Origin of the sequence: Pseudoalteromonas sp. NZS11 (genome assembly GCF_015864765.1) — a bacterium.
In the GTDB taxonomy this organism is placed as follows: domain Bacteria; phylum Pseudomonadota; class Gammaproteobacteria; order Enterobacterales; family Alteromonadaceae; genus Pseudoalteromonas; species Pseudoalteromonas arctica.
Genome location: NZ_JADYWP010000005.1, coordinates 177,448 through 199,175, shown reverse-complemented (window position 1 = coordinate 199,175; position 21,728 = coordinate 177,448). Strand labels below are relative to the sequence as shown.

Below are 21,728 nucleotides of genomic sequence, written 5' to 3'. Positions count from 1 at the left end.
AGAGAAGTTATGAAAAAATTAATGTTAGCAGGTGCCATGTTGTGCACAAGTATTAGTGCATTTGCAAATGGCGTTGCTGTAACACCAGATGCTAATGATCCTATTATTACTAAATTTGCCGAGCTTGGTGTAACTGTAAAGCAAATTAACCCAAGTCCAGTAACGGGTTTAAAAGAATTGATTACTAATAAGGGCGTGCTTTACGCAAGTCCAGACGGTCAATATTTAATGCAAGGTACGTTAATTGATTTAAATAATCGTAATAACCTAACAGAGCAAGCATTAAATGGCGTGCGTGTTGAAGGTCTTAAAGAATACGAAGAATCGATGATTGTGTACAAAGCGCCAAACGAAAAACACAGCATTACTGTATTTACCGACATTAGCTGTGGTTACTGTCGTAAATTACACCGCGAGTTAGACGATTTACTTGATGCGGGTATTACCGTTAAGTACTTAGCGTTTCCACGTGGTGGCTTACAAGGTTCAGGTTACGCAGATTTAATGAATGTATGGTGTGCACGCGATCAGCAAGAAGCACTAACAGAAGCTAAATCGGGCACAAGCACTAAAGTAGTTGCAGGCTGTAGCGCACCGGTTGCAGAGCATTACCAATTAGGTCAAAGCTTTGGTATTAGCGGCACACCCGCTATTATTTTAGAAGATGGTACAATGATCCCTGGTTACCAGCCAGCAGCAGCACTAAAAGCAGCATTAGAAGCTAACAAAGCGTCGTAATTAAACGCTTAGTTATTATTAAAAAGGCCTTAATGGCCTTTTTTTGTCTTTTTAATACGACTCAATAAGTTAAAACCCTGCATGAAAAAACTAATCATTGCGCGTGAAAACGTTGACGACTCGCATCTGCCGAGTAATTTACACCCTGTAATTAAACAAATTTATGCTAACCGCAATGTATTCAATGCCGAAGAGCTAAATAACAGCGTAGCTACGCTTCACGACTTCAAATTGTTTAAAGACATCGACAAAGCCAGCGACTTATTAATTGAAGCATTAAAAGCGCAAAGCCAAATATTAATAGTTGGCGACTTTGATGCCGATGGCGCAACAAGCACTGCAACATTAATGCAAGGCCTTGAGATGTTTGGCTTTAAGCATTTAGATTACTTAATTCCTGACAGGTTTAGCTTAGGATATGGCTTAAGCCCCGCGCTTGCTGAGCAAATAGTACAAATAAAACCTGATTTAGTGATCACCGTAGATAACGGCATATCGTGTATTGCCGGTATTGATATTTTAAAAGCGGTTGGCATAAAAGTGCTGGTAACAGATCACCATTTACAAGGTGAGCAGCTGCCAAATGCAGATGCAATCGTAAATCCAAATAGGCACGAATGTGATTTTCCGTCTAAATCTATTGCAGGCGTTGGCGTTGCTTTTTACTTATTAATAGCGCTGAGAAGCGTAATGCGAGATTTGGGTTATTTTGAGCAACAACCACCGCCTAATTTAGCTAACTTGCTCGACATTGTAGCGCTTGGCACGGTTGCCGATGTAGTGGCACTTGATGCAAATAACCGTACCTTAGTACACCAAGGTTTAGCACGTATTCGCAGTGGTAAAACACGCCCAGGCATTACCGCGCTTATTGAAGTGGCTAACCGCAATGCTGCCCGCTTAAGCGCAAGCGACTTTGGCTTTTCACTTGCGCCGCGTTTAAATGCAGCAGGGCGATTAGACGACATGAGTTTGGGTATAGCTTGCTTGCTTAGCACCGACATAAACCAAGCGCGTAGTATAGCCAGCGAGCTCGATAGCTTAAACTTTGCAAGGCGCGAAATAGAACAAGGCATGCAAGCCGAGGCGCAAGCCGTGCTTGATAGGCTCGCATTTAGCGATGATAACATTCCTGATGCTATTTGTTTGTTTCAAGACGATTGGCATCAAGGTGTTATTGGGATTTTGGCTGGTCGCTTAAAAGAAAAATACCACCGTCCAACCGTTATATTTGCTGGTGGCGAAAACGGTGAGATTAAAGGCTCGTGCCGCTCTATTGAAGGGCTGCACATGCGCGATTTACTCGAAGGGCTTAATACTGCCGACCCGCACTTAATTAATAAATTTGGTGGCCATGCAATGGCCGCTGGTTTAAGTATTAATGAGAAACACTTTAACGACTTTAAAAAGGCATTTGATGCTGCCGTGAGTGCGCAACTGAGTGAAGAAAGTAAACGCTGTATTGTATTTACCGACGGTGAGCTGCCAAACGACTGCTTTACGATGGAGTTTGCTCAGCTATTAAAGCAATCGGGCCCGTGGGGTCAGCAATTTCCTGAGCCGGTGTTTGAGCATACCTTTGAAGTAATACAGCAGCGCATAGTAGGCGAAAAGCATTTAAAGCTCGTGTTAAAGCATCAATCTGGTCGATTAGTTGACGCCATTGCTTTTGGTATTGATGTAAAAGAATGGCCAGATACTGAGGCGAAGTTTGTAAAAGTAGCGTACCAGCTCGATATAAATGAGTTTAGAGGTAAATTTACGCTGCAATTAATAGTTAGAGAGCTTGAAAAAGTACACTAAAAAATATGTAATATCATGCATAAAATGCTAATAAAGCGCGCGGTTTTTTGTTAAAATCGGGCGTTTTTATCATTTGACGATAATTTATTGCGAAAATCCCATTTAAAGGGGCGCAATTACCTAGCCATTTTGGAGTGATGTACATGTTTGAAGTGAATCCTGTGATTAATCAAATCAAGGAAATTCGCGAACGTACTGAATTGCTTCGGGGGTACCTTTGACTACGCTCTTAAACAAGAACGCTTAGAAGAAGTTAACGCCGAGCTTGAAGATTCAGCCGTGTGGAATGAGCCTGAACGCGCACAAGCGCTTGGCCGTGAAAAGTCAGCATTAGAAGCGGTTGTTGAAACAATCGACAACCTTGTAGCCGGTACTGATGATGTTGAAGGCTTACTTGAGCTTGCTGTAGAGGCTGAAGACGAAGATACCTTTATTGAAGCGCAAACTGAGCTTGCTGATTTAAACGGACAGTTAGAAGGTTTAGAGTTTCGTCGTATGTTTTCAGGTCCTCATGACTCAAACGATGCGTACCTTGATTTACAATCAGGTTCTGGCGGTACTGAAGCACAAGACTGGTGTAATATTCTACTTCGTATGTATTTACGTTGGGGCGAGGCTAAAGGCTTTAAAGTTGAGCTAGTTGAAGCGACCGACGGTGATGTTGCTGGTATTAAAGGCGCAACAGTTCGCTTTGTTGGCGAATACGCTTACGGTTGGTTACGCACAGAAACTGGCGTACATCGCTTAGTACGTAAAAGCCCATTTGACTCTAGTGGTCGTCGTCATACTTCATTTGCTTCTGCGTTTGTATACCCAGAAGTTGACGATAATATTGAAATTGATATGAATCCGTCAGACCTGCGTATAGACGTTTACCGTGCATCGGGCGCGGGTGGTCAGCACGTTAACACCACCGAATCGGCGGTTCGTATCACTCACGTACCAACAAATACCGTAGTGCAGTGTCAAAACGAGCGTTCGCAGCATAAAAATAAAGCCCAAGCGATGAAGCAGTTAAAAGCTAAATTATTTGAGCTTGAGCTACAACAGCAAAATGCTGAAAAACAAACGCAAGAAGATGCTAAATCTGATATTGGTTGGGGTAGTCAAATTCGTTCATACGTACTTGATGACGCACGGATTAAAGATTTACGCACAGGCGTTGAAAACCGCAATACCCAATCGGTACTTGACGGTAACTTAGATAAATTTATTGAAGCCAGCCTTAAATCTGGCCTATAACCACCAAGCTAATAAAGAGCTAAAAAATGACTGATAAAATCCAAGACGAAAACAAGTTAATCGCTGAGCGTCGCGGCAAGTTAGACGCTATACGCGAAAATTGCCCAGCCAACGGTCATCCAAACCAATTCCGTCGTGAGCATTACACGGCTGATTTGCAAGCCCAGTTTGGTGATAAGAGCAAAGAAGAATTAGTAGAGATGCAAGAAGTTGTGTCTATCGCTGGCCGTATTTTAGCAAAGCGTGGACCGTTTTTTGTAATTCAAGACATGAAAGGTCGCGTACAAGCGTATGCATCTAAAGATGTTCAAAAAGATCTTAAAGAAAAATATGGTCAACTAGACACTGGCGATATTATTGGTGTTAAAGGCGCATTAAATAAATCAGGTAAAGGCGATTTATACGTAGAAATGACTGAGTACCAACTATTAACTAAGTCACTTCGTCCGTTACCAGAAAAATTCCATGGCTTATCAGATCAAGAAACAAAGTACCGCCAACGTTACGTTGATTTAATTACTAACGAAGCAACGCGCGAAACATTCCGTATTCGTTCACAAGTAGTTGAAGGCATTCGTCGCTTTTTAGCAGACCGTGACTTTATGGAAGTAGAAACACCAATGCTACAGGTTATACCTGGCGGTGCATCTGCACGTCCGTTTGTAACTCACCATAATGCACTTGATATCGACATGTACTTACGTATAGCGCCTGAGCTTTACTTAAAGCGCTTAGTGGTAGGTGGTTTTGACCGTGTATTCGAAATTAACCGTAACTTCCGTAACGAAGGGTTATCTACGCGTCACAATCCAGAATTCACAATGATTGAATTTTACCAAGCATACGCTGATTACATCGACCTGATGAACATCACCGAAGACATGCTTCGTACGGTTGCAGAAAACGTACTAGGTAGTGCAGTTGTAGTTAATACAACTAAAGACGAAAACGGCGAAGTTATCGATTCAGTTGAGTACGACTTTGGCCAACCGTTTACACGTTTAAGCATGAGCGATGCAATATTAAAATATAACCCTGAGTTTGATGCTGCGGTATTTAACGACCCAGAAAACCACTTTGACGAATTAAAAGCGTACGCTAAACAAGTGCACGTTAAAATTCCTGAAAATTGTGTTTGGGGCCCAGGTAAGTTCTTGTGTGAAATATTTGAAGAAACAGCAGAGCACATGCTTATTCAACCTACGTTTATTACTGGCTACCCGTGGGAAGTTTCTCCACTTGCACGCCGTAACGACGAAAATGCATTTGTTACAGACCGTTTTGAATTTTTTGTTGGCGGTCGTGAACTTGCAAATGGTTTCTCTGAGCTTAACGATGCACAAGACCAAGCTGAGCGCTTTACTCGCCAAGTTGAAGAGAAAGACGCAGGCGATGATGAAGCAATGCATTACGATGAAGACTACATACGCGCACTTGAGTACGGCTTACCGCCAACTGCAGGTGAAGGTATTGGTATTGACCGTTTAGTAATGTTGTTTACTGACTCATCAACAATTAAAGACGTTATTTTGTTCCCGCATATGCGTCCACAAGCTGACTAAGCTTTGGGTAGAACAAAGTAAGTTAATAAACGCCGCTTAATAGCGGCGTTTTTTTTGCTTTGCATTAGTATTTTAATTAATAAGTACTACACTAAAAATTAAATGTAGTTATTAGTACTGGTTAATGTGCAATTCAGCTTCGCTAATTTATTGTTATTGGCAGTTTTTAATATTAAAACTAACAGTGCTATAACTTTTTAGTATGATTGTTTTTTAAACATATGTTGTATTTATGTAAAGGTTTTAGCTAGAATACGCACGAAATTTACACTGCTTGGTATTTAGCAGCTAAATATAGATTCTTAAAGGACTTAGAATAATAGTATGAAAGACAAACGAGTAGATGATTTATCAGAAGAATGCACATCAGAGCAAGAAAGAAATGCTTACTACCGTGCTTGTATTGCTGAATTTCAACAATTAGGTTACCAAGAACAGTATTTGGCTCAGTTAACTGATGACTTAGTTCCTGTGCTAGGTGTTAATCCTTCAAATAAAAATACGTAACCCGCTTAAATTTCAAACTAATTACACTTTTAAACCAAGCATATGTGCAATCTATAACCATATAGTCGTTTTTGGTAGAAAAGTGTTTGACATATTTTCTGAAATCTTTATTATACGCCCCACAAGACGGAGAGGTGTCCGAGTGGCCGAAGGAGCTCCCCTGCTAAGGGAGTATAGAGTTTGTAGCTCTATCGAGGGTTCGAATCCCTCCCTCTCCACCATTTCTTTTAATGGCGTGTTTTGTAAAGTTTTAAAGTATGGGTGCATAGCTCAGCTGGATAGAGTACTCGGCTACGAACCGAGCGGTCGGAGGTTCGAATCCTCCTGCGCCCACCATACTTTAATAACTCTGCTTAGAGTCTAAATAAGCAATTAAAGTGTTTGGTTTTATAACCAAGCGGTCGGAGGTTCATTCTTAGAAGATACGTCCTGCGCCCACCATACTTTAATAACTCTGCTTAGAGTCTAAATAAGCAAAAGCTCTACTTAGAGTTAAAATAAGTAAACTATAAAGTGGGTGCATAGCTCAGCTGGATAGAGTACTCGGCTACGAACCGAGCGGTCGGAGGTTCGAATCCTCCTGCGCCCACCACTTTATAGACTCATACTTAGAGTATAAAAAAGTAAAGTGTTGGCTAAAGCCAAACGGTCGGAGGTTCATTCTTACAAGATACGTCCTGCGCCCACCACTTTATAGACTCTCACTTAGAGTAAAAACAAGTAATAGTAAAAATGAAAGTGGGTGCATAGCTCAGCTGGATAGAGTACTCGGCTACGAACCGAGCGGTCGGAGGTTCGAATCCTCCTGCGCCCACCATTTTCATACACTTTTAAGTGTAAGAAAAATAAACCGATGGAAATCGGTTTTTTTATGTCTGAATTTATACGCTCTGCTTAGAGTTTAAATAAGCAATCTATGAAAGTGGGTGCATAGCTCAGCTGGATAGAGTACTCGGCTACGAACCGAGCGGTCGGAGGTTCGAATCCTCCTGCGCCCACCACTTTCATAAATAAGCCGACATTAAGTCGGTTTTTTTGTGCCTAAAATAAAGTGAAATGTAGAGTTTAGGAGGATTGAGAACCAAGAAGTCGGAGGTTCACTCTTACAAGATACGTCCTGCGTCCACCACTTTCATAAACAAGCCGACATTAAGTCGGTTTTTTTGTGCCTAAAATAAAGTGAAACGTAAACTACCACTCCTGTAGCCGCAGAGCTTGCTCGCGTGAGAAGCGCCAGCTTCTAATCACTTACCACCGATATAACTGATACTTTATTTACGAGCTTCGCTCGTCGCGTCAGCAAGCTGCACGCCTACAAGTAAAACAGCTCTAATCTTTAAATCCAAACTCCGAGCTTATTCATCCGTTGTAGACGCTGAGCTTGCTCGCGTGGGAAGCGACAGCTTCTATTCCCCCTCAAAATATAATTTATAAGATTTTATTCGTTGGCAACGCCAGAAATAAGTAATTTATTCACAAAGAGGTTAAGAGGCGCTGCGCTTTTAGAGGTAGTAATAAAGCTAAGCTAAACTAATAAACCCGGGCTTATGTCTTATCATTTACTTCTCTTTGTGTAATAGATCTTTAAGTGGTTCATTGACCAAGAAATTAAATAACTAGAAGCGTTTAGCTCTAAGAAGGTTAAATTCGGTCTTTGAGCTTAAAATGAGAGGTGGTATTTTCAAGTAAAACTAGCTCTAATCTTTAAATCTAAACTCCGAGTTTATTTATCCTTTGTAGACGCTGAGCTTGCTCGCGTGAGAAGCGCGAGCTTCTAATCACTGTATCTGCTCAAGCCCACTTAACCCTTTTCTAAAGCTGCTCTTTAATATTACCTATGTTATTTTAAACGCCTTGTTTAAAAGGATATTGCAGTATGTTCAAAACCCTATTTATTACGTTATTTTTTATTTTTAGCGCTATTTGTATTTCCAGCGCACAAGCCAACGAAGCTAATAACTCACTTATGGTAGGTGCGCAGCAATATGCTAAATATTTACCGCAGTTAAAAAATAAACGTGTAGGGCTAGTAGTCAATCAAACATCAAGCGTAGGGGAAACTCACTTAGTAGATACTCTACTGACTAAAAACATAAACATAACTAAAATTTTTGCACCTGAGCATGGCTTTCGTGGCGATCACGATGCGGGCGCCCATGTAAAAAATGCCGTTGATAGCAAAACCGGTATTCCGCTTATTTCTATTTATGGTAAAAATAAAAAACCAAGCCGAGCTGCTTTAGCTGATGTTGATGTGATTATTTTTGACATTCAAGATGTCGGAGTGCGTTTTTATACCTACATAAGCTCTATGCACTACATGATGGAAGCCGCTGCAGAGCAGGGGATAGAATTTTTAGTACTCGACAGACCCAACCCAAATATTGCCTACGTTGATGGGCCAATATTAGAGCCAGAATTTAAATCGTTTGTAGGCATGCACCCAATTCCTGTGTTACACGGCATGACCGTTGGCGAACTTGCCAAAATGATCAAGGGCGAGGGCTGGATCAATAAAGCGCCCGATTTAAAATTAACGGTGATCCCTGTTGATCATTACACTCGCAAAAGTACTTACAGCTTGTCTGTAAAACCCAGCCCTAACTTACCTAACGATCAAGCCATTGCGCTTTATCCATCACTTTGCTTTTTTGAAGCAACACCTATCAGTATTGGTAGAGGCACCGACTTTGCATTTCAAGTAATTGGCTATTCGCCAGTTGCATTAGGTGATTTTAATTTTACACCGCGCGCAATTAAAGGCGCTGCTTTAAACCCTAAATTTAAAAACCGAACCGTACAAGGGCTCGATTTAAGACAAGCAAACATTACAGGCCTAAATTTAACTTACTTAATAAATGCGTACACGGAGCTTAGTAAAAATAACATCTCATTTTTTGAGCGCGCTGACTTTATGGATAAACTAGCGGGTACTAATAAATTGCGCTTAGCTATTGAAGCAGGGCAATCAGAGGCGCAAATAAAACAAAGCTGGCAGGCGGGGCTTGCGCGATTTAAAGCGCAAAGAGCGCCTTACTTGTTATATAAATAAGGGCTAAGCATGTTTATTGCTTTTAAAAAAAAATGTGGTTATATAAAAAAAGCGTTTGTAGTGATTTTAAGCTTTATTATTGTGGGTTGTAGTACACCATCTGAGCCTATTAGCTCGGTGCTACCACTTACAAAAAGCCAACTTGTAGAGCTGCCTAACGCACAAGTGGTCGTTACGTTTCCTGAGGTAAATCCAAGTAGCCGGTTTTATGTAAATAACCGAGGAACGTTTAAAGCTTACAAAGGGCGCGGGCAATTATTAATACAAAACCACAACGCACAAAGCGCCGATATTTATATTAATAATCAAAAGCTCGACGTTAGCCAACTGAGCGCCAACACTCTATACAATTACAGTTTGGCAAAAAATACTCACAATGGTGTTAATACTTTTAAAGTTGAAAATATTTTCCCTGTTGGCGCAAGTTTAACGCTACGTTTTGCATTTCCTACTTTAAGCGATGAGCCCATAAAGCTCGTAGACTTTAGTGAAGTAGACACATTAATTGAGCGTGATGTAAAAGCGGGTTTTCCTGGGGCTGTGTTGGCTGTTGTTAAAAATGGTGAGCTAATAAAATTAACCGCTTATGGCGATGCAAAGCAATATCAGCAAAGTGATTTAATGCTACTTCGTCCAGAGCTAATGCAAACTAATACCTTGTTTGATCTTGCCTCAAACACCAAAATATTTGCCACCAACTTTGCACTTATGAAATTAGTAAGCGAAGGGCTGTTAAATATTAATAAACCCGTGCAAAGCTACCTAAGCGAATATAAAGGCGAAGGGCGAGCAAAGCGCACAGTAAAAGACTTACTCACTCATAGCGCCGGATACCCGCCAGTATTTGACTTTCACCGTAAAGATGGCAGCAATGGCGACGCGTTTTATTCGCAAAACAGTAAAACCACCAAACAGCTATTACTTACCAGCGTGCCTTTTAGTAGTAAATCATCTGGGCAGCATGTTTACTCAGATATTGATTACATGATTTTAGGCGTACTAATTGAGCGCATTACAGGGCAGCCCCTTGACGAATACCTAGAGCAGCAAGTGTACGCGCCACTAAAATTAACTAACACGTTATTTAATCCACTTAAAAAAGGCTTTAAGCCGCAGCAATTTGCAGCCACTGAGCTTAGCGGCAACACACGAGACGGGCGCATTAAGTTTGATAATGTTCGAACTGGGGTTTTACAAGGCCAAGTGCATGACGAGCGCGCTTACTATTCTCTTGATGGTGTAGCAGGGCATGCAGGATTATTTAGTAATGCTCACGACTTAGCCGTGCTTTGCCAGCTATTATTAAATAGCGGTGGCTACGGCGACCAACAATTATTTAGTGCAAGCGCCTTAGCGCAATTTTTAACGCCGCAATCAAGCGATGAAACCTACGGGCTTGGTTTTAGGCTAGCTGGTAACAATCAAGCAAGGCGCTGGCACTTTGGCCCTTATGCAAGCGCACAAGCATACGGGCACACTGGTTGGACGGGGACAGTGACCGTAATTGACCCCGCTTACGACTTAGCTATTGTTTTACTTACTAATGCTCGCCATAGCGCAATTAAAGGTTCGCTAAAACGTTACGAATTTACAGGCAAACAATTTGAAACCGCACAGTACGGATCGGTGGTGTCGCTTATTTATGAAGCGTTACTAAATCAATAAGCTATCGTATAGGTTAAAACGTACTAACCGTGCCACCTTAAGTGATTTATTTACAGGTGACTTGAGTAAGCCAATCCATTAAGCTAAGCGGTCTATAAAACTAAGCCGGTTTATGTTGTTAGGCTTAACAAATAAGCGTTAAAACGCGTACAAAGCGAGGTTTACTCGCTAATAATTAAGGTTAACTTTTTATGCATTGGTATTCTATTTTACCGCCGCTAATTGCGATTGCTATCGTGTTTTGGCGAAAAGAAGTGATTATGGCGCTACTTGTTGCTGTTGCTTCTTCTGAGTTTTTACTCGCCTTTCAGGGCGAAGGTAATAGCTTGTTTGACACTTTTTTAAATACCATTGAACGTATTATTTCGGTTGCCAGCTCGCCAGGTAATACACGCATACTAATTTTTAGTATTTTAATTGGTGCACTGCTTGCCTATATTCGCGAATCTGGCGGCGTTGCAGCAACTGTTAATATGCTAATGAACAAAGGCATTGCAAAAAGTAAGCGCCAAGTGGGCTTTTTAACCATGTTTACCGGCATTGCGGTGTTTATAGAATCTAACCTGAGCGTACTTACCTCGGGTATTTTATCGCGTGGCTTGTTCGATAAATTTAAAATGAGCCGAGCGCGTCTAGCGTACATTATTGACAGCACCAGTGCGCCAGTGTGTATTTTAATACTACTTAACGGCTGGGGCGCATTTGTACTTGGTTTGTTAGGTAACTACGAGCTAGGTGAGTCGGCTGTATCGGTATTGTGGGGCAGCGTTGGGTATAACTTTTACGCCATAATTACCCTTGTTATTGTTTTTTACACAATCGCGTTTGATAAAGTGCATGGCCCAATGAAAGAAGCCGAAGAAAAACTAGAGCTTCAAAAAACCGACTTAAAAGATGAAATAAAAGCCTCTAAAGCGCGTTATATGTTAATCCCGCTTATTACGCTCATTACCAGCATGGTTGGTTTTATGTATTACACCGGTAATGGTGTGTTGGCAGAGGGTAGTGGCTCTAAGTCAGTATTGTACGCAACGGTTTTAGCCATTGTTGTCGCTTACTTTTTAATGATTGGTTCTCGTAAATTTACGCACCATCAATTAGTTGATACCGGTTTTAAAGGTATGGGCGAATTAATGCCGCTAGTCGCTATTGTACTGCTTTCGCTTACACTTGGCGCAAGCTTAAAAGAGCTTGGTACTGGCGTATTTGTAGCGTCACTTGTTGGTGACTACTTACCTATTTACCTAATAGTACCGGTGCTGTTTTTAACCGGCGCAGTTATGTCGTTTACTACGGGTACATCGTGGGGCACGTTTGCTATATTAATCCCAATTGGTGTGCCACTTATTCAAGCGCTAGGTTTACCACCGTCGCTTGTGGTAGGTGCTATTTTGGGTGGTGGTATATTTGGCGACCACTGCTCGCCTATATCCGACACCAGTGCTGTATCGGCTATTGCATCGGGGTGTGACTTACTCACCCACGTTAAAACGCAGCTACCATATGCCTTATTTGGTGGCGGCCTTACGTTTTTAGCGTACTTAGTAACAAGCATTATTGTTTTATAAGATACAATTGCTTAAATAGTCAAAAGCCGCTTATTGCAGGCTTTTTTGTTTATTAAAATTATAAATGAATACTCTTCAATAGAATGAAGCTAAATTGACAAGGTGGGATTGTCCTCGTATATTTATGCCCATAATGGAATTTAAATATATTAGGGATAAAAATGGTAAAGGAATACATTGTAAAAAAAGGTGATACATTATGGGATATATCTTCTAAGCACTTAGGGTCTCCAATGGAATGGCCTAGGTTGTGGAGGTTTAATAACCGAAAAGAAGTTTTAGCTATTACTAATAAGCCTATAACTAATCCTGACCTAATTTATCCAGGGCAAAAAATACTTATACCCTTGCTTGGCCAAGCGATTAAAAATCAAAAAGATATAGGAAAACCTCAAGTAAGGCCTAAGAAATCCCCCTCAGAAAATCTGAGAACATTAAAATCTCCAATTACTATTAGCTATAAACTAGATGATATAACACATCCTCCTATCGTTTTACCCAATGCTATCGTAGAGGTTAAAATGACGGGTAACATTACTTTGTCTAGTGTGGATAAATACCCTGTTAATTATGTAGTGAATGATAAAAAATTAGAAGCAACTGTCTCCTCTCAAGCAAATAAAGCTTTTGGATCGTTAATTGGCGAAACGAAACTAGCTTTCGACAAAAAAACTAATGAGTTAACTCTTGGAACTAATATTGTTTCTAAAAGTACCACACCAAATAGACCAACTACCTCGGTGGGAATAGAAATGACGTCTAGCTCTCCGATACCTAAATTGAAATATGAGGTGCGACTTCAGCAACTAAAAGGAAAAATAAATCAATTCAATTATATTGCTGAAAATGTGTCATTTGTATTAGAGGTGACATTTACATCTGCTGGTGATATTGGTACACGGAAAGGGAAACCGGATAACTCAACCCCTTGGGATAAGATTTTGGCCGTTGGGTTATTTGCTGGGGCAACTGTAATTGTTGTAGGGACTATTGTTGAGGATTACGTTACATTTGGTGCAGGTGTTGCAGATGATCCTGCTAGTTTTGCATTGGCTGCGGGTATGACTGCTAGGGGGGTTGCTTTATGGGGAACAGCGAGGGCTGTCGTAATATCAGCATCATTACCAGCGGTTGTTAGGTTTACTATTTCAGTAGTACCAGCTACAACACTTAGACATGCACATTAAAGTAGGCCATACATGAAAATTAAAGCTTTTATTGTATTTACTTTATTACTATTTATCTACGGATGCTTAGATATAGAAAGTGAAATAGAACAAGCTAATAGGTTAGCAGAAACATACCAGCTCAATATAAAAACAGATAATCCAAAGCAATTTTATTCGAAAGATTTTACCGAAGAAGAGGGAAGTTTAGCGAATGTTGAAGTGACTATAACCTCTTTAGATAGTGCACCTGAAACTCTTGATGGGATTGAGTCTGCCTTGGGAGTTTACCCAGAAGGATTTATTTCTGAAGTAATTGATACTATCTATATTGCTGGCTCTATAACTATTGAAGGTGCTGCGGCTGGCGGAACTTATGGTTCTAGGTGGATAGCTTTATCTAATGTTGCACAATGGAATGGAACAAAAGCTAACTATGAAAATGCGCATCGTGGAGTACATCATGAACTTAGTTCACTCATATTTAATAACTCACCATTTAGCGTAATGACATGGCAAAGTTTATTAAATAGAGATTGGAAACCTGCAAAATCAAATTTTGAGGCACTTACAAAAGATGAGTTAGCGCCAGATTATAGCGCGGGCTTTTTATCTGATTATGGTAAAACATCTATGGGTAATGATTTTAATATTTACGCCGAATTTGCTTTTGCAGAGCCTGAAAAACTACGAGAACTCGCTGCAACGTATCCGATTATAGCTAAAAAGTTGAGTGTATTTATTACCGCGTATACGCAGTTTTCGGCCAAATATCAGCAAAACTTTGAAGATTATTTTGCGAGAACGGGTTTAAGCGATGTTGCCGTAGAACCTGATAATGTAGAAATGACGATTCATTTAGACGTGAGTAACGTTAAGCCACAAATAATTAGATAGTGCTTTGTAATTAGTATATTACGTTTGTAAAATTGTTTAGTATTTAATATGAATTTATACAAGTTGAATAAAAAACAATCCAAATATTTGTTTTTAGATATTAATATTATTGACCAACATGATATAATTTTGACCATAAAATGATTAATAAGGATATTTTAGTGGATATAATTATCGGCCAACATGCGCTAAAGAAAAAAACACAGCTAACGCAACTTTCTGAACGTGCGATTGGTAAAGCCTTTAAAGATCAAGCTGCTTTAGCAATACAAATGACGCAATGTAGTGCAGCTGTTTATCGTCGATTACAACGTACTTATAAATCAACTGTAACGCCACGCGATGAAAAAAGAGTTAAAGCAGGTGGCTTAAGTACACAATCAGTTACTTTTTCAACAAGTAATAGTAGCCAAAAATCCTTTAATAGCTTACTTCCTGCAATGCGAGGAAGAGGTGCACCTACAAATACTTCAAAAACGTCAAATGATGTTGCAGTTGCTTCTAATCAACCACAAGCAGTTAACTTACTAGCTTTGTTGCACCCGGTTATAAGTGGCGACATAATGAAAACGGGTAATGCTGTTGAAAAAACAGCGACTATATTAGGGCTAGTAACAACGACTGTTGGTTTTGTAGTTCCAGGCGGTGGAGCTGTTTCATCAATTGTTAGTTGGGTAGGAAGTGGTGCTACGTATTCAGGTTTTTCAATGTCTAGAATTCGCTCTGATGCGCCAGACCGAGCTTATCACCAACTAACAAATTATATTACATGGCTAGCCGCTTGGAATAAAAAAGCGTGTGAGTTAATTGATATAGCAGATCCTAATGGTCAATGGACCTTTAGGGATATCGAGCATGGACTTTCATAAGATTAGACTGTAAGCAGCGTTTTAAAAGAAAGTGTAAGTACGTTATACCTGTAACTTACGATTATTGAAAAGCCTGCTTAATTGCAGGTTTTTTGTTTTTAAAAACAAATAAAGTTAAGTTGAATGGAGCTAAGCTAAGTAATATTAAGTTCAATAACACTCTCTCTATTATCTAAACCACTTAAATATAGACTTAATTACCCGTATTTATATTTTTTAGGTTATTGTATAGCATGAGCTTTAAGCTTTTTAATAGCTATAAATTCTTACTTTTTAGTACCAATTCGCTTAATTAAGTGATCTATTTTGAGGCTGGAAAAACGTGTTGATAGCTAGGCAAAAAAATCGCTACTTAGTTGTTCTAAATGAGAATTTTTTTAACGCCGATAGCGACACGTTTAGCCCCGTAAAATGATTAAGTATTATTGCGGATTGGTATAACTCATATAAGGCTGTAAATCCACACTATGTTTGCAATTGATAATATCATTCTCGTTAGTGCCATATTAATTTTACTAGGAGTGATCTCGAGCAAGTTATCTGCACGCGTTGGCTTACCTGTGCTGGTGCTATTTTTACTTGTAGGCATGCTCGCAGGTGAAGATGGTATTGCAGGTATTTCGTTTGATAACGCAGAGGCTGCACATGCTTTGGGTACTCTTGCGCTTGCCATTATTCTATTTGATGGCGGTTTACAAACGCCTACCAGTTCAATTAAACAAGTGTGGAAACCCGCGTCTGCTTTAGCAACTGTCGGGGTGTTATTTACCGCTGTAATTACAGGCCTTGTGGCCACTTATATTTTAGACCTGCCCATATTACAAGGTGTATTACTGGGCGCTATTGTTGGCTCTACAGATGCCGCAGCAGTGTTTGCACTTTTACGAAGTGCGGGTATTCACTTAAACAAAAAGCTTAAATCTACGCTTGAAATAGAAAGTGCCTCGAACGATCCAATGGCTATTTTTCTAACGGTTGGTTTGTTAGAAATGCTCGTTAACGACATGCCAATAGGGCTGGATTTACTACAGTTATTTGCTCAACAAATGGGTGTTGGCGCTATTTGTGGTCTTTTAATTGGTAAGGTATCGGTTTGGTTTATTAATCGAATTAAACTAAATGCATCGGGTTTGTATTTAGTGATGGTAACTGCATTTGGACTGCTTTCTTTTGGCCTTTCTGCAACGCTCGGCGGCAGTGGGTTTTTAGCTGTATTTATAACAGGCGTGATTTTAGGTAACAGTAAATTTGTATATAAACGCGGTATTTTTCTTTTTCATGACGGCTTAGCATGGCTTGGGCAAATAACCATGTTTGTTGTATTAGGACTCCTTATAAACCCATCGTCGTTGGTTGATGTATGGTTAGAAGGACTGCTTATTGCACTGGCACTCATTTTTGTTGCTCGCCCATTAGCTGTAGCGCCTATTTTAAAACTGTTTGGCTTTAATAATCGCGAAACCTTATTTGTATCTTGGGTTGGCCTTAGAGGCTCAGTACCCATTATTTTAGCTATATTCCCATTACTATTTGGCCTTTCAGGGGCTGAACTTATTTTTAACGTTGTTTTTTTCGTGGTGTTAATTTCAGCCACGTTGCAGGGCTCAACAATGCCTTGGATGGCTAAAAAACTAAATTTAGTAGAGCCGCCACCTGATTTGGCTGCTGCAACGCTCGAAATCACAGCCCTGAACGATATTGATATAGAAATTGTAGAATACACCTTAAGTGATGTTTCTCGGGTTTCTGGGCGCAGCTTGTCACATGCGGCACTTCCTGAGAGTGTGGTTGTTGCTATGATCACGCGGGGTCCGTCAATCATACCGCCACGAGGTTCAACTAAGTTAAAAGCAAATGACCACTTATTTGTTGTTTTAAAACCAGATAACAGACCTTTTGTTGATTTAGTTTTTACAGCAACCGATAAAACAAACCATCAAGATAGCCATTTAGCGCACAACGAACTTAAAGTGAAAGGGGTAACGTTGGTAGGCGATATATTTTACTCTTATCACATGCAAATAGACGCCCCAGAAGAGATAAGCTTGGAAGAAGTGATTAACCAAAAGCTTTCAGGAGAAGTCAGTAAAGGCGATATTGTTGTTATTGGCAATGTGCAAATACGCGTTATAACAATGGTACATACACGCATAGTTACCATTGGCTTAAAGTACTTAAATAATCCAGAAAAGCGACTTTTAAAGCAGTAATCATTAACAATAATTTGTTTAGCGCTAGGCTCACGTTTATAGCGGACGTAGGTTGGGTTGAGTGACACGAAACCCAACGGATCGCCAATGCAATGAGCACACCCAAAGCTAGTTATATGTAGTGTTTGTTGTAGGCGCTTAGCTTGCTGGCGCGTTGGGCGTTAGTCTTATTTTTTGCTTACTTTATTACAAGAATTATTGTTTTATAAACATTCAGTACTCAAAAGCCTGCTTATTGCAGGCTTTTTTGTTTCGGCTATACGCCTATCTTTTAGTACATCGTTTTACAGCCACTAAAAAATGCCAAGTAAAAGTTAAAAATAAAATATGGTAAATCAAAGTTACGAACTCCATCCCCTCTTTTAAAAATCTACCATATGGTGATATTCCTTTGGCAAAGGTGTTACCAATATTCGCAATGCAAATTATGTATTCATTTAAAGGTTCATATATTTTATACAAGTAATTATTTTCATAACCTAAAATAGAAAAATAATAAATAACTGATGTCATCACCATTAAAAATAGTGGAGTAAATATACTCGAACCAAAATTTGATATACTTTCATTCAGCCATAGGACAGCTTTTTCGGCTGACAACCCCTTTTTAGCTTTGAGCTCCTCCTTGTACTTTTTCATTTCTAAAGCGAAGTACTTATTAGCTTCAATTTGATTCCCTATCTTATCGAATGAATGCTTTATGATTCTGAAGGTTTCTCTGTTTGTATTTTTGTAATTTATTTCTGCATTTAAAAAATTTGGTGACTCCTTTAAATTGGTATGTTCAAAATCTAACCCATTATAAAATTTAGCTTTTCTAAAATTAGTAAAATTAAGAAACGTAACATATTCAAATTCAATTTTTTCTAGACATGTATTATCGATGCAACCAAATTCACATTTTTCAAAGCCCGAAAAGTCATCAAAAATACTTTGATTCATCTTAAAATGGTTAAATTTTGTTTTGTAAGCATCGAATAATGACTTGAAGTTAACATTAGATATCAGAGTATATTTAATAACACACTCTTTAAGCTCAACTTTTCCTTTAAATACTATACCGTAAATTTTTAATGTGCCTACCTCACTTTTATTAAGAGATAATTCTCCCTCAAACTCACAATTCACTAAATTTAACTCAGGTATTTTTTGGATATATCTATCAGTATTATTGAAAATATTTTTTTTGTAAGTACCTCTAAATAGTGATAGATGCTTATTAAAGATACAGTCATTAAATATGTGGTTTTCTAATTGAAGAGTACTCCTTGAGTCTTCCATTAGTGAGCTTGTAACTTCTCTTTGAAAGGTACAGTTTTGAAAAAGTGTTTGATAACTAATATCTTCAATGATTGAAAATGGATAAATGTACCATGTGTTTTTAAATATACAGTCTTGGAAAAAAAGCTGAATGTCAGGTAAGTTTAAACTGTCAAAACTTATCGTCGAATTATCAAAATGTAGTCCTTTGAGCATTTTGAAGAGCTCAAAATAATCAAATGCGTCTCTTGGATCTCTATCTGGAAACTGAATATCTTTTAGATGGATTATCATTTGTTTTAGAACTTCGACTCTTTCATGAGCTGGCACTTTGGATTCACTAAAAGCCTCATTCAGAATAAGTCTTCTTAAATCTTCGTAGAAATCTGAAAGTTTTTCGCTCATTCGATCAGTTGCATAATCACCTTTGTTACAATGAAGAGAGCATTTATCGTGATATTTAGCATCCAGTGCACAATTATTGTGAATACAAATCTTAGACAATTTTATTTCCTTATTCTTTGACCCTTAGTTATCCATGATAGACCTAATACTAGGGCGATGACATGAGAAGTTAGCTTAAATATATGGAGTACAACTTTAAATATAAAAATTAACTAGTATCTTATGGGTCTAAGCCCTACACCGCCTAACCCCAGCTCCCGCATGTTTAAGTGCAATAATCTGCCCTTTGCCGTTATGCGCCATAGCTAACATATCACCCGTATTTAGACCACTTTCAACCGCGTGTTTACCTTTTAAATCACTCAACAGCGAATGCTTAATTTGTACGAGTACCTCGTCATTACAGCTGGCTATGTACCAGTCGTTATCTACCTTCACTAGAGTGCCGTATTCTATATGGCGCTGTTGGTGGCGGCGTAAATCGTTAGCTAATTGGCTGTCGAGTGCGTGTTTTTGTTCTGTGATAGAGCTTGCGTAGCTACCAGCTTGGTTTATTTCGTGTGTTTTAATAATTGAATAGTCGTGAATGTCTATAGTGTTAAATACGCTGTTAAGTACGGTTTTAGGCTCTGTATTTATTACGTTGTTATTATCAAACACAATAAAGGCGAACACACCGAGTGCGCAGGCTAGGCTGGTTAGCTGTAGCGTAAAGCCGATCTTTTTAGGCTTAGTGTGGGTGGCTTTATTAAGTAACGCTTTTTTCTGATCGCTTGTAAGTGTAGTGCGCGCTTTTCGCTCTTTGTAGTGTTGTGTGAGCTTTTGATCAAGCGGCTCATCAGGCTTGTTCATTGTTTGCTCCTAATAAACGTTTAAGGTTTTGCTTGGCATAGCGCAGCCTTGTTTTAATAGTCTCAAGGCTGCTCTGCGTTATAAGTTCTATGTCGGTGAGCGAAAAGCCTTCTTGTTGTAAAGTAATGGCTTCGCGTTGTACAAAGCTGAGTTGTTTTAGGGCGGCGTCGAACGCGTCATAGCTTATGTTTGAGCTGCCTATATGCGAGTCTCCACTAGTTAAGTCACTGCTATTTAAGTCGCTTTCGCTTTTATCATTTTGTGCTGCTAAATGCGTGTTTTCGTCAAGCTCTACAAAGTGTTGTTGCCTGCGGTATTCGTCAATGAGTGTGTTGCGGGCAAGTTTAAACAGCCACGCTTTGGGTGTGGTTTGCGCTTGGTAAAGGTGGCGTTTTTCGATTACTTTTAGCCATGTTTGTTGGCTTACGTCGTATGCTAAATGCGTATTAGATTGAGTAACAAGGTAGTGGTATAAGTCGTTACTGTAGAGGGCAATAAGCTGCTCCAAGTAACGATTGTCGCCACTTTTTGCGTAACTTGCCATGCAGTCCTTGCTTGGCGTTTCAAATAACCATGACTTAATACTTAGTAGCATAGGCTCATCGCTTTTATTGTTGTAATTTGAAGTCGAGTTGTACGGTTTGACCTGTTTGTAATTGTGCCACACCTTCAATTACTTTGGGGCGATATTTCCAGCGTTTAATTGCTCTTATTGCTTCGCGATCAAAGGTACGTTTTGGCTCGGCGTTAATAACTACTGGGTCGATTACTTCCCCCGTTGGCGAAATACTAAAACTTAGTTGCACCCAACCTTCAATACCATCGCGCGCTGCTGTGGTTGGGTATTTAGGGTTTATGCGCACTATGGGTGTTGCATCCCCTGTTGGGCGATTAATGGTGTTGTTAATGTCGCCACCAAAATCGTCAATTGTAATCGGCGTAAAGTCGCTAATTGCCAGCACAGGATCGGCTGATGTATCAAGCGGTGGAGCTTTTTGCGGCACTTTAGGCATTGGCGGTGGCGGCTGTATTTTTTGTATATGCCTTAGCTTTGAATCCTCAGGGAGGTGAAAAATCTCTACTATAATATCGCCCCCTGGTTTAACCGGTGCGCGTTGCTCGCCACTTATTAAATATTGCATAAACGCAAAAGCTGCAAAGGTCATTGCGGCGCCGCCAATAACGGCAGTCGATGTTTTAATAAATACTGGGTTGTTAGGTACTTCAAGTGTGTGCATAAGCCGCTCCAAATTTTATTGACCACTACAATTAGGGTATTTTCAAAGCTATAACGGGTGGCAAATCAAAAAGGGGTGAAATAATTTTATAAAAAATGTGGGGTTTAGTTACAATAGCCATTCGCAAATATTAAAACTTAACTTTTTAGGCTGTTATGCAACTCATTGAAATAAATAAAGCGCGTTACCGTAAACATTTAAACCGTGTTATTGCAGGATGTGGTATTGGTTTGGCGGTAGGCAGCTTGGCTATATCGCAAACGCTGATTGCTTTATTTCCTGATGAAAGTGGTAGCCACTTTCATTGGAACTTAATAGGCGTTGCTATTACTAGCGTTGGGCTTGCGTGGTTACTTCATAAATATCGTACACATACGTTTATGACAGAAGTTGTTTATGTGTGGGAGCTTAAAAAAGCACTTAATAAAATAACCCGTAAAATGGCTAAGTTAAAAGCCGCTGGCCGTGAAGGTAATGCCGATGCGTTATTAGCGATTCATTATAGCTACGCGGGCTCTCGGTTATTGTGGCAGTTAGACGATAACCTAATCACTATGGACGATTTAGCCATTAAACAAGCTGAGCTTGAATCTGTTGCAGCGCAACATAACGTAATGCTTAACGTTGAAGATTACGAAGAAAGTATTTTAAAACAGTTTTAAAACATAGGTTTTTAAATTAGTTAGAGGAGCCT

Annotated in this window: 17 protein-coding genes and 5 tRNA genes; 18 read left to right on the top strand and 4 right to left on the bottom strand. The window is 39.6% G+C overall.

The genetic code is table 11. The features are described 5' to 3' along the window. Positions 1-9: 9 nt before the first annotated feature. From dsbC to I6E82_RS12890, 17 genes are all read left to right on the top strand, one after another. Complete coding sequence (gene dsbC / locus I6E82_RS12970) at positions 10-738, top strand: bifunctional protein-disulfide isomerase/oxidoreductase DsbC (protein ID WP_007583768.1); 729 nt, start codon at positions 10-12, stop codon at positions 736-738. A gap of 81 nt (positions 739-819) precedes the next feature. Continuing rightward, positions 820-2,541 (top strand): single-stranded-DNA-specific exonuclease RecJ, encoded by a 1,722-nt coding sequence (recJ, locus tag I6E82_RS12965; RefSeq protein WP_197118055.1) that lies wholly within the window; start codon positions 820-822, stop codon positions 2,539-2,541. 143 nt (positions 2,542-2,684) lie between these two features. Then, positions 2,685-3,783, top strand: a protein-coding gene (gene prfB / locus I6E82_RS12960; RefSeq protein ID WP_165722105.1) for a peptide chain release factor 2 whose coding sequence is annotated in 2 segments (ribosomal slippage) — positions 2,685-2,759 and positions 2,761-3,783 — 1,098 coding nt in all. Because the reading frame shifts where the segments join, the coding sequence is not laid out codon by codon here. Between the two features lie 26 nt (positions 3,784-3,809). Continuing rightward, positions 3,810-5,345 carry a lysine--tRNA ligase gene (gene lysS / locus I6E82_RS12955; RefSeq protein ID WP_007583775.1) on the top strand — a complete coding sequence of 512 codons (1,536 nt, stop codon included), beginning with the start codon at positions 3,810-3,812 and terminating at the stop codon, positions 5,343-5,345. 324 nt (positions 5,346-5,669) lie between these two features. Beyond that, positions 5,670-5,852 (top strand): hypothetical protein, encoded by a 183-nt coding sequence (locus I6E82_RS12950; protein WP_010553261.1) that lies wholly within the window; start codon positions 5,670-5,672, stop codon positions 5,850-5,852. A gap of 128 nt (positions 5,853-5,980) precedes the next feature. Continuing rightward, positions 5,981-6,073: transfer RNA gene (locus I6E82_RS12945), tRNA-Ser, on the top strand. A 38-nt stretch (positions 6,074-6,111) separates the two neighbouring features. Then, positions 6,112-6,188, top strand: a tRNA-Arg gene (locus I6E82_RS12940). 179 nt (positions 6,189-6,367) lie between these two features. Then, a tRNA-Arg gene (locus I6E82_RS12935) sits at positions 6,368-6,444 on the top strand. A 148-nt stretch (positions 6,445-6,592) separates the two neighbouring features. Continuing rightward, positions 6,593-6,669: transfer RNA gene (locus I6E82_RS12930), tRNA-Arg, on the top strand. Between the two features lie 107 nt (positions 6,670-6,776). Further along, positions 6,777-6,853 (top strand) — tRNA-Arg (locus I6E82_RS12925). A gap of 875 nt (positions 6,854-7,728) precedes the next feature. Continuing rightward, a complete protein-coding gene (locus tag I6E82_RS12920) occupies positions 7,729-8,904 on the top strand; it encodes an exo-beta-N-acetylmuramidase NamZ family protein (protein WP_197118054.1) in 1,176 nt (391 codons plus the stop codon). Positions 8,905-8,913: 9 nt separating this feature from the next. Further along, on the top strand, positions 8,914-10,569 hold the full coding sequence (gene pbp4b / locus I6E82_RS12915; protein ID WP_197118053.1) for a penicillin binding protein PBP4B: 1,656 nt from the start codon (positions 8,914-8,916) through the stop codon (positions 10,567-10,569). A gap of 191 nt (positions 10,570-10,760) precedes the next feature. Then, positions 10,761-12,137 (top strand): Na+/H+ antiporter NhaC family protein, encoded by a 1,377-nt coding sequence (locus tag I6E82_RS12910; RefSeq protein WP_101216508.1) that lies wholly within the window; start codon positions 10,761-10,763, stop codon positions 12,135-12,137. Positions 12,138-12,298: 161 nt separating this feature from the next. Further along, entirely contained in the window at positions 12,299-13,324 is a 1,026-nt protein-coding gene (locus I6E82_RS12905) for a LysM peptidoglycan-binding domain-containing protein (RefSeq protein ID WP_197118052.1), read from the top strand. Between the two features lie 12 nt (positions 13,325-13,336). Further along, positions 13,337-14,200, top strand: coding sequence for a hypothetical protein (locus I6E82_RS12900; RefSeq protein ID WP_197113596.1), 864 nt, complete (start codon positions 13,337-13,339; stop codon positions 14,198-14,200). Between the two features lie 161 nt (positions 14,201-14,361). Continuing rightward, the gene (locus I6E82_RS12895; protein ID WP_024599053.1) at positions 14,362-15,069 is read left to right on the top strand and encodes a hypothetical protein; all 708 of its coding nucleotides are present in this window, start codon (positions 14,362-14,364) and stop codon (positions 15,067-15,069) included. Between the two features lie 467 nt (positions 15,070-15,536). Then, on the top strand, positions 15,537-17,279 hold the full coding sequence (locus I6E82_RS12890; protein ID WP_024607631.1) for a potassium/proton antiporter: 1,743 nt from the start codon (positions 15,537-15,539) through the stop codon (positions 17,277-17,279). Between the two features lie 264 nt (positions 17,280-17,543). On the opposite strand, the gene I6E82_RS12885 is transcribed toward I6E82_RS12890, so the two are convergent. From I6E82_RS12885 to I6E82_RS12870, 4 genes are all read right to left on the bottom strand, one after another. Continuing rightward, a complete protein-coding gene (locus I6E82_RS12885; protein WP_197118051.1) occupies positions 17,544-19,043 on the bottom strand; it encodes a hypothetical protein in 1,500 nt (499 codons plus the stop codon). 129 nt (positions 19,044-19,172) lie between these two features. Further along, positions 19,173-19,796: a hypothetical protein gene (locus tag I6E82_RS12880; RefSeq protein WP_165722098.1), complete on the bottom strand. Its 624-nt coding sequence runs from the start codon at positions 19,794-19,796 to the stop codon at positions 19,173-19,175. Continuing rightward, positions 19,783-20,391 (bottom strand): sigma-70 family RNA polymerase sigma factor, encoded by a 609-nt coding sequence (locus I6E82_RS12875; protein ID WP_101216854.1) that lies wholly within the window; start codon positions 20,389-20,391, stop codon positions 19,783-19,785. Before I6E82_RS12875 ends, I6E82_RS12880 begins: the two co-directional genes overlap by 14 nt. A 13-nt stretch (positions 20,392-20,404) precedes the next feature. Then, positions 20,405-21,034, bottom strand: coding sequence for an energy transducer TonB (locus tag I6E82_RS12870; protein WP_165722097.1), 630 nt, complete (start codon positions 21,032-21,034; stop codon positions 20,405-20,407). Positions 21,035-21,189: 155 nt separating this feature from the next. Between I6E82_RS12870 and I6E82_RS12865 the strand changes: the two genes are divergently transcribed. After that, the gene (locus I6E82_RS12865) at positions 21,190-21,696 is read left to right on the top strand and encodes a DUF3087 domain-containing protein (protein ID WP_165722096.1); all 507 of its coding nucleotides are present in this window, start codon (positions 21,190-21,192) and stop codon (positions 21,694-21,696) included. The last annotated feature ends 32 nt before the right edge of the window (positions 21,697-21,728 follow it).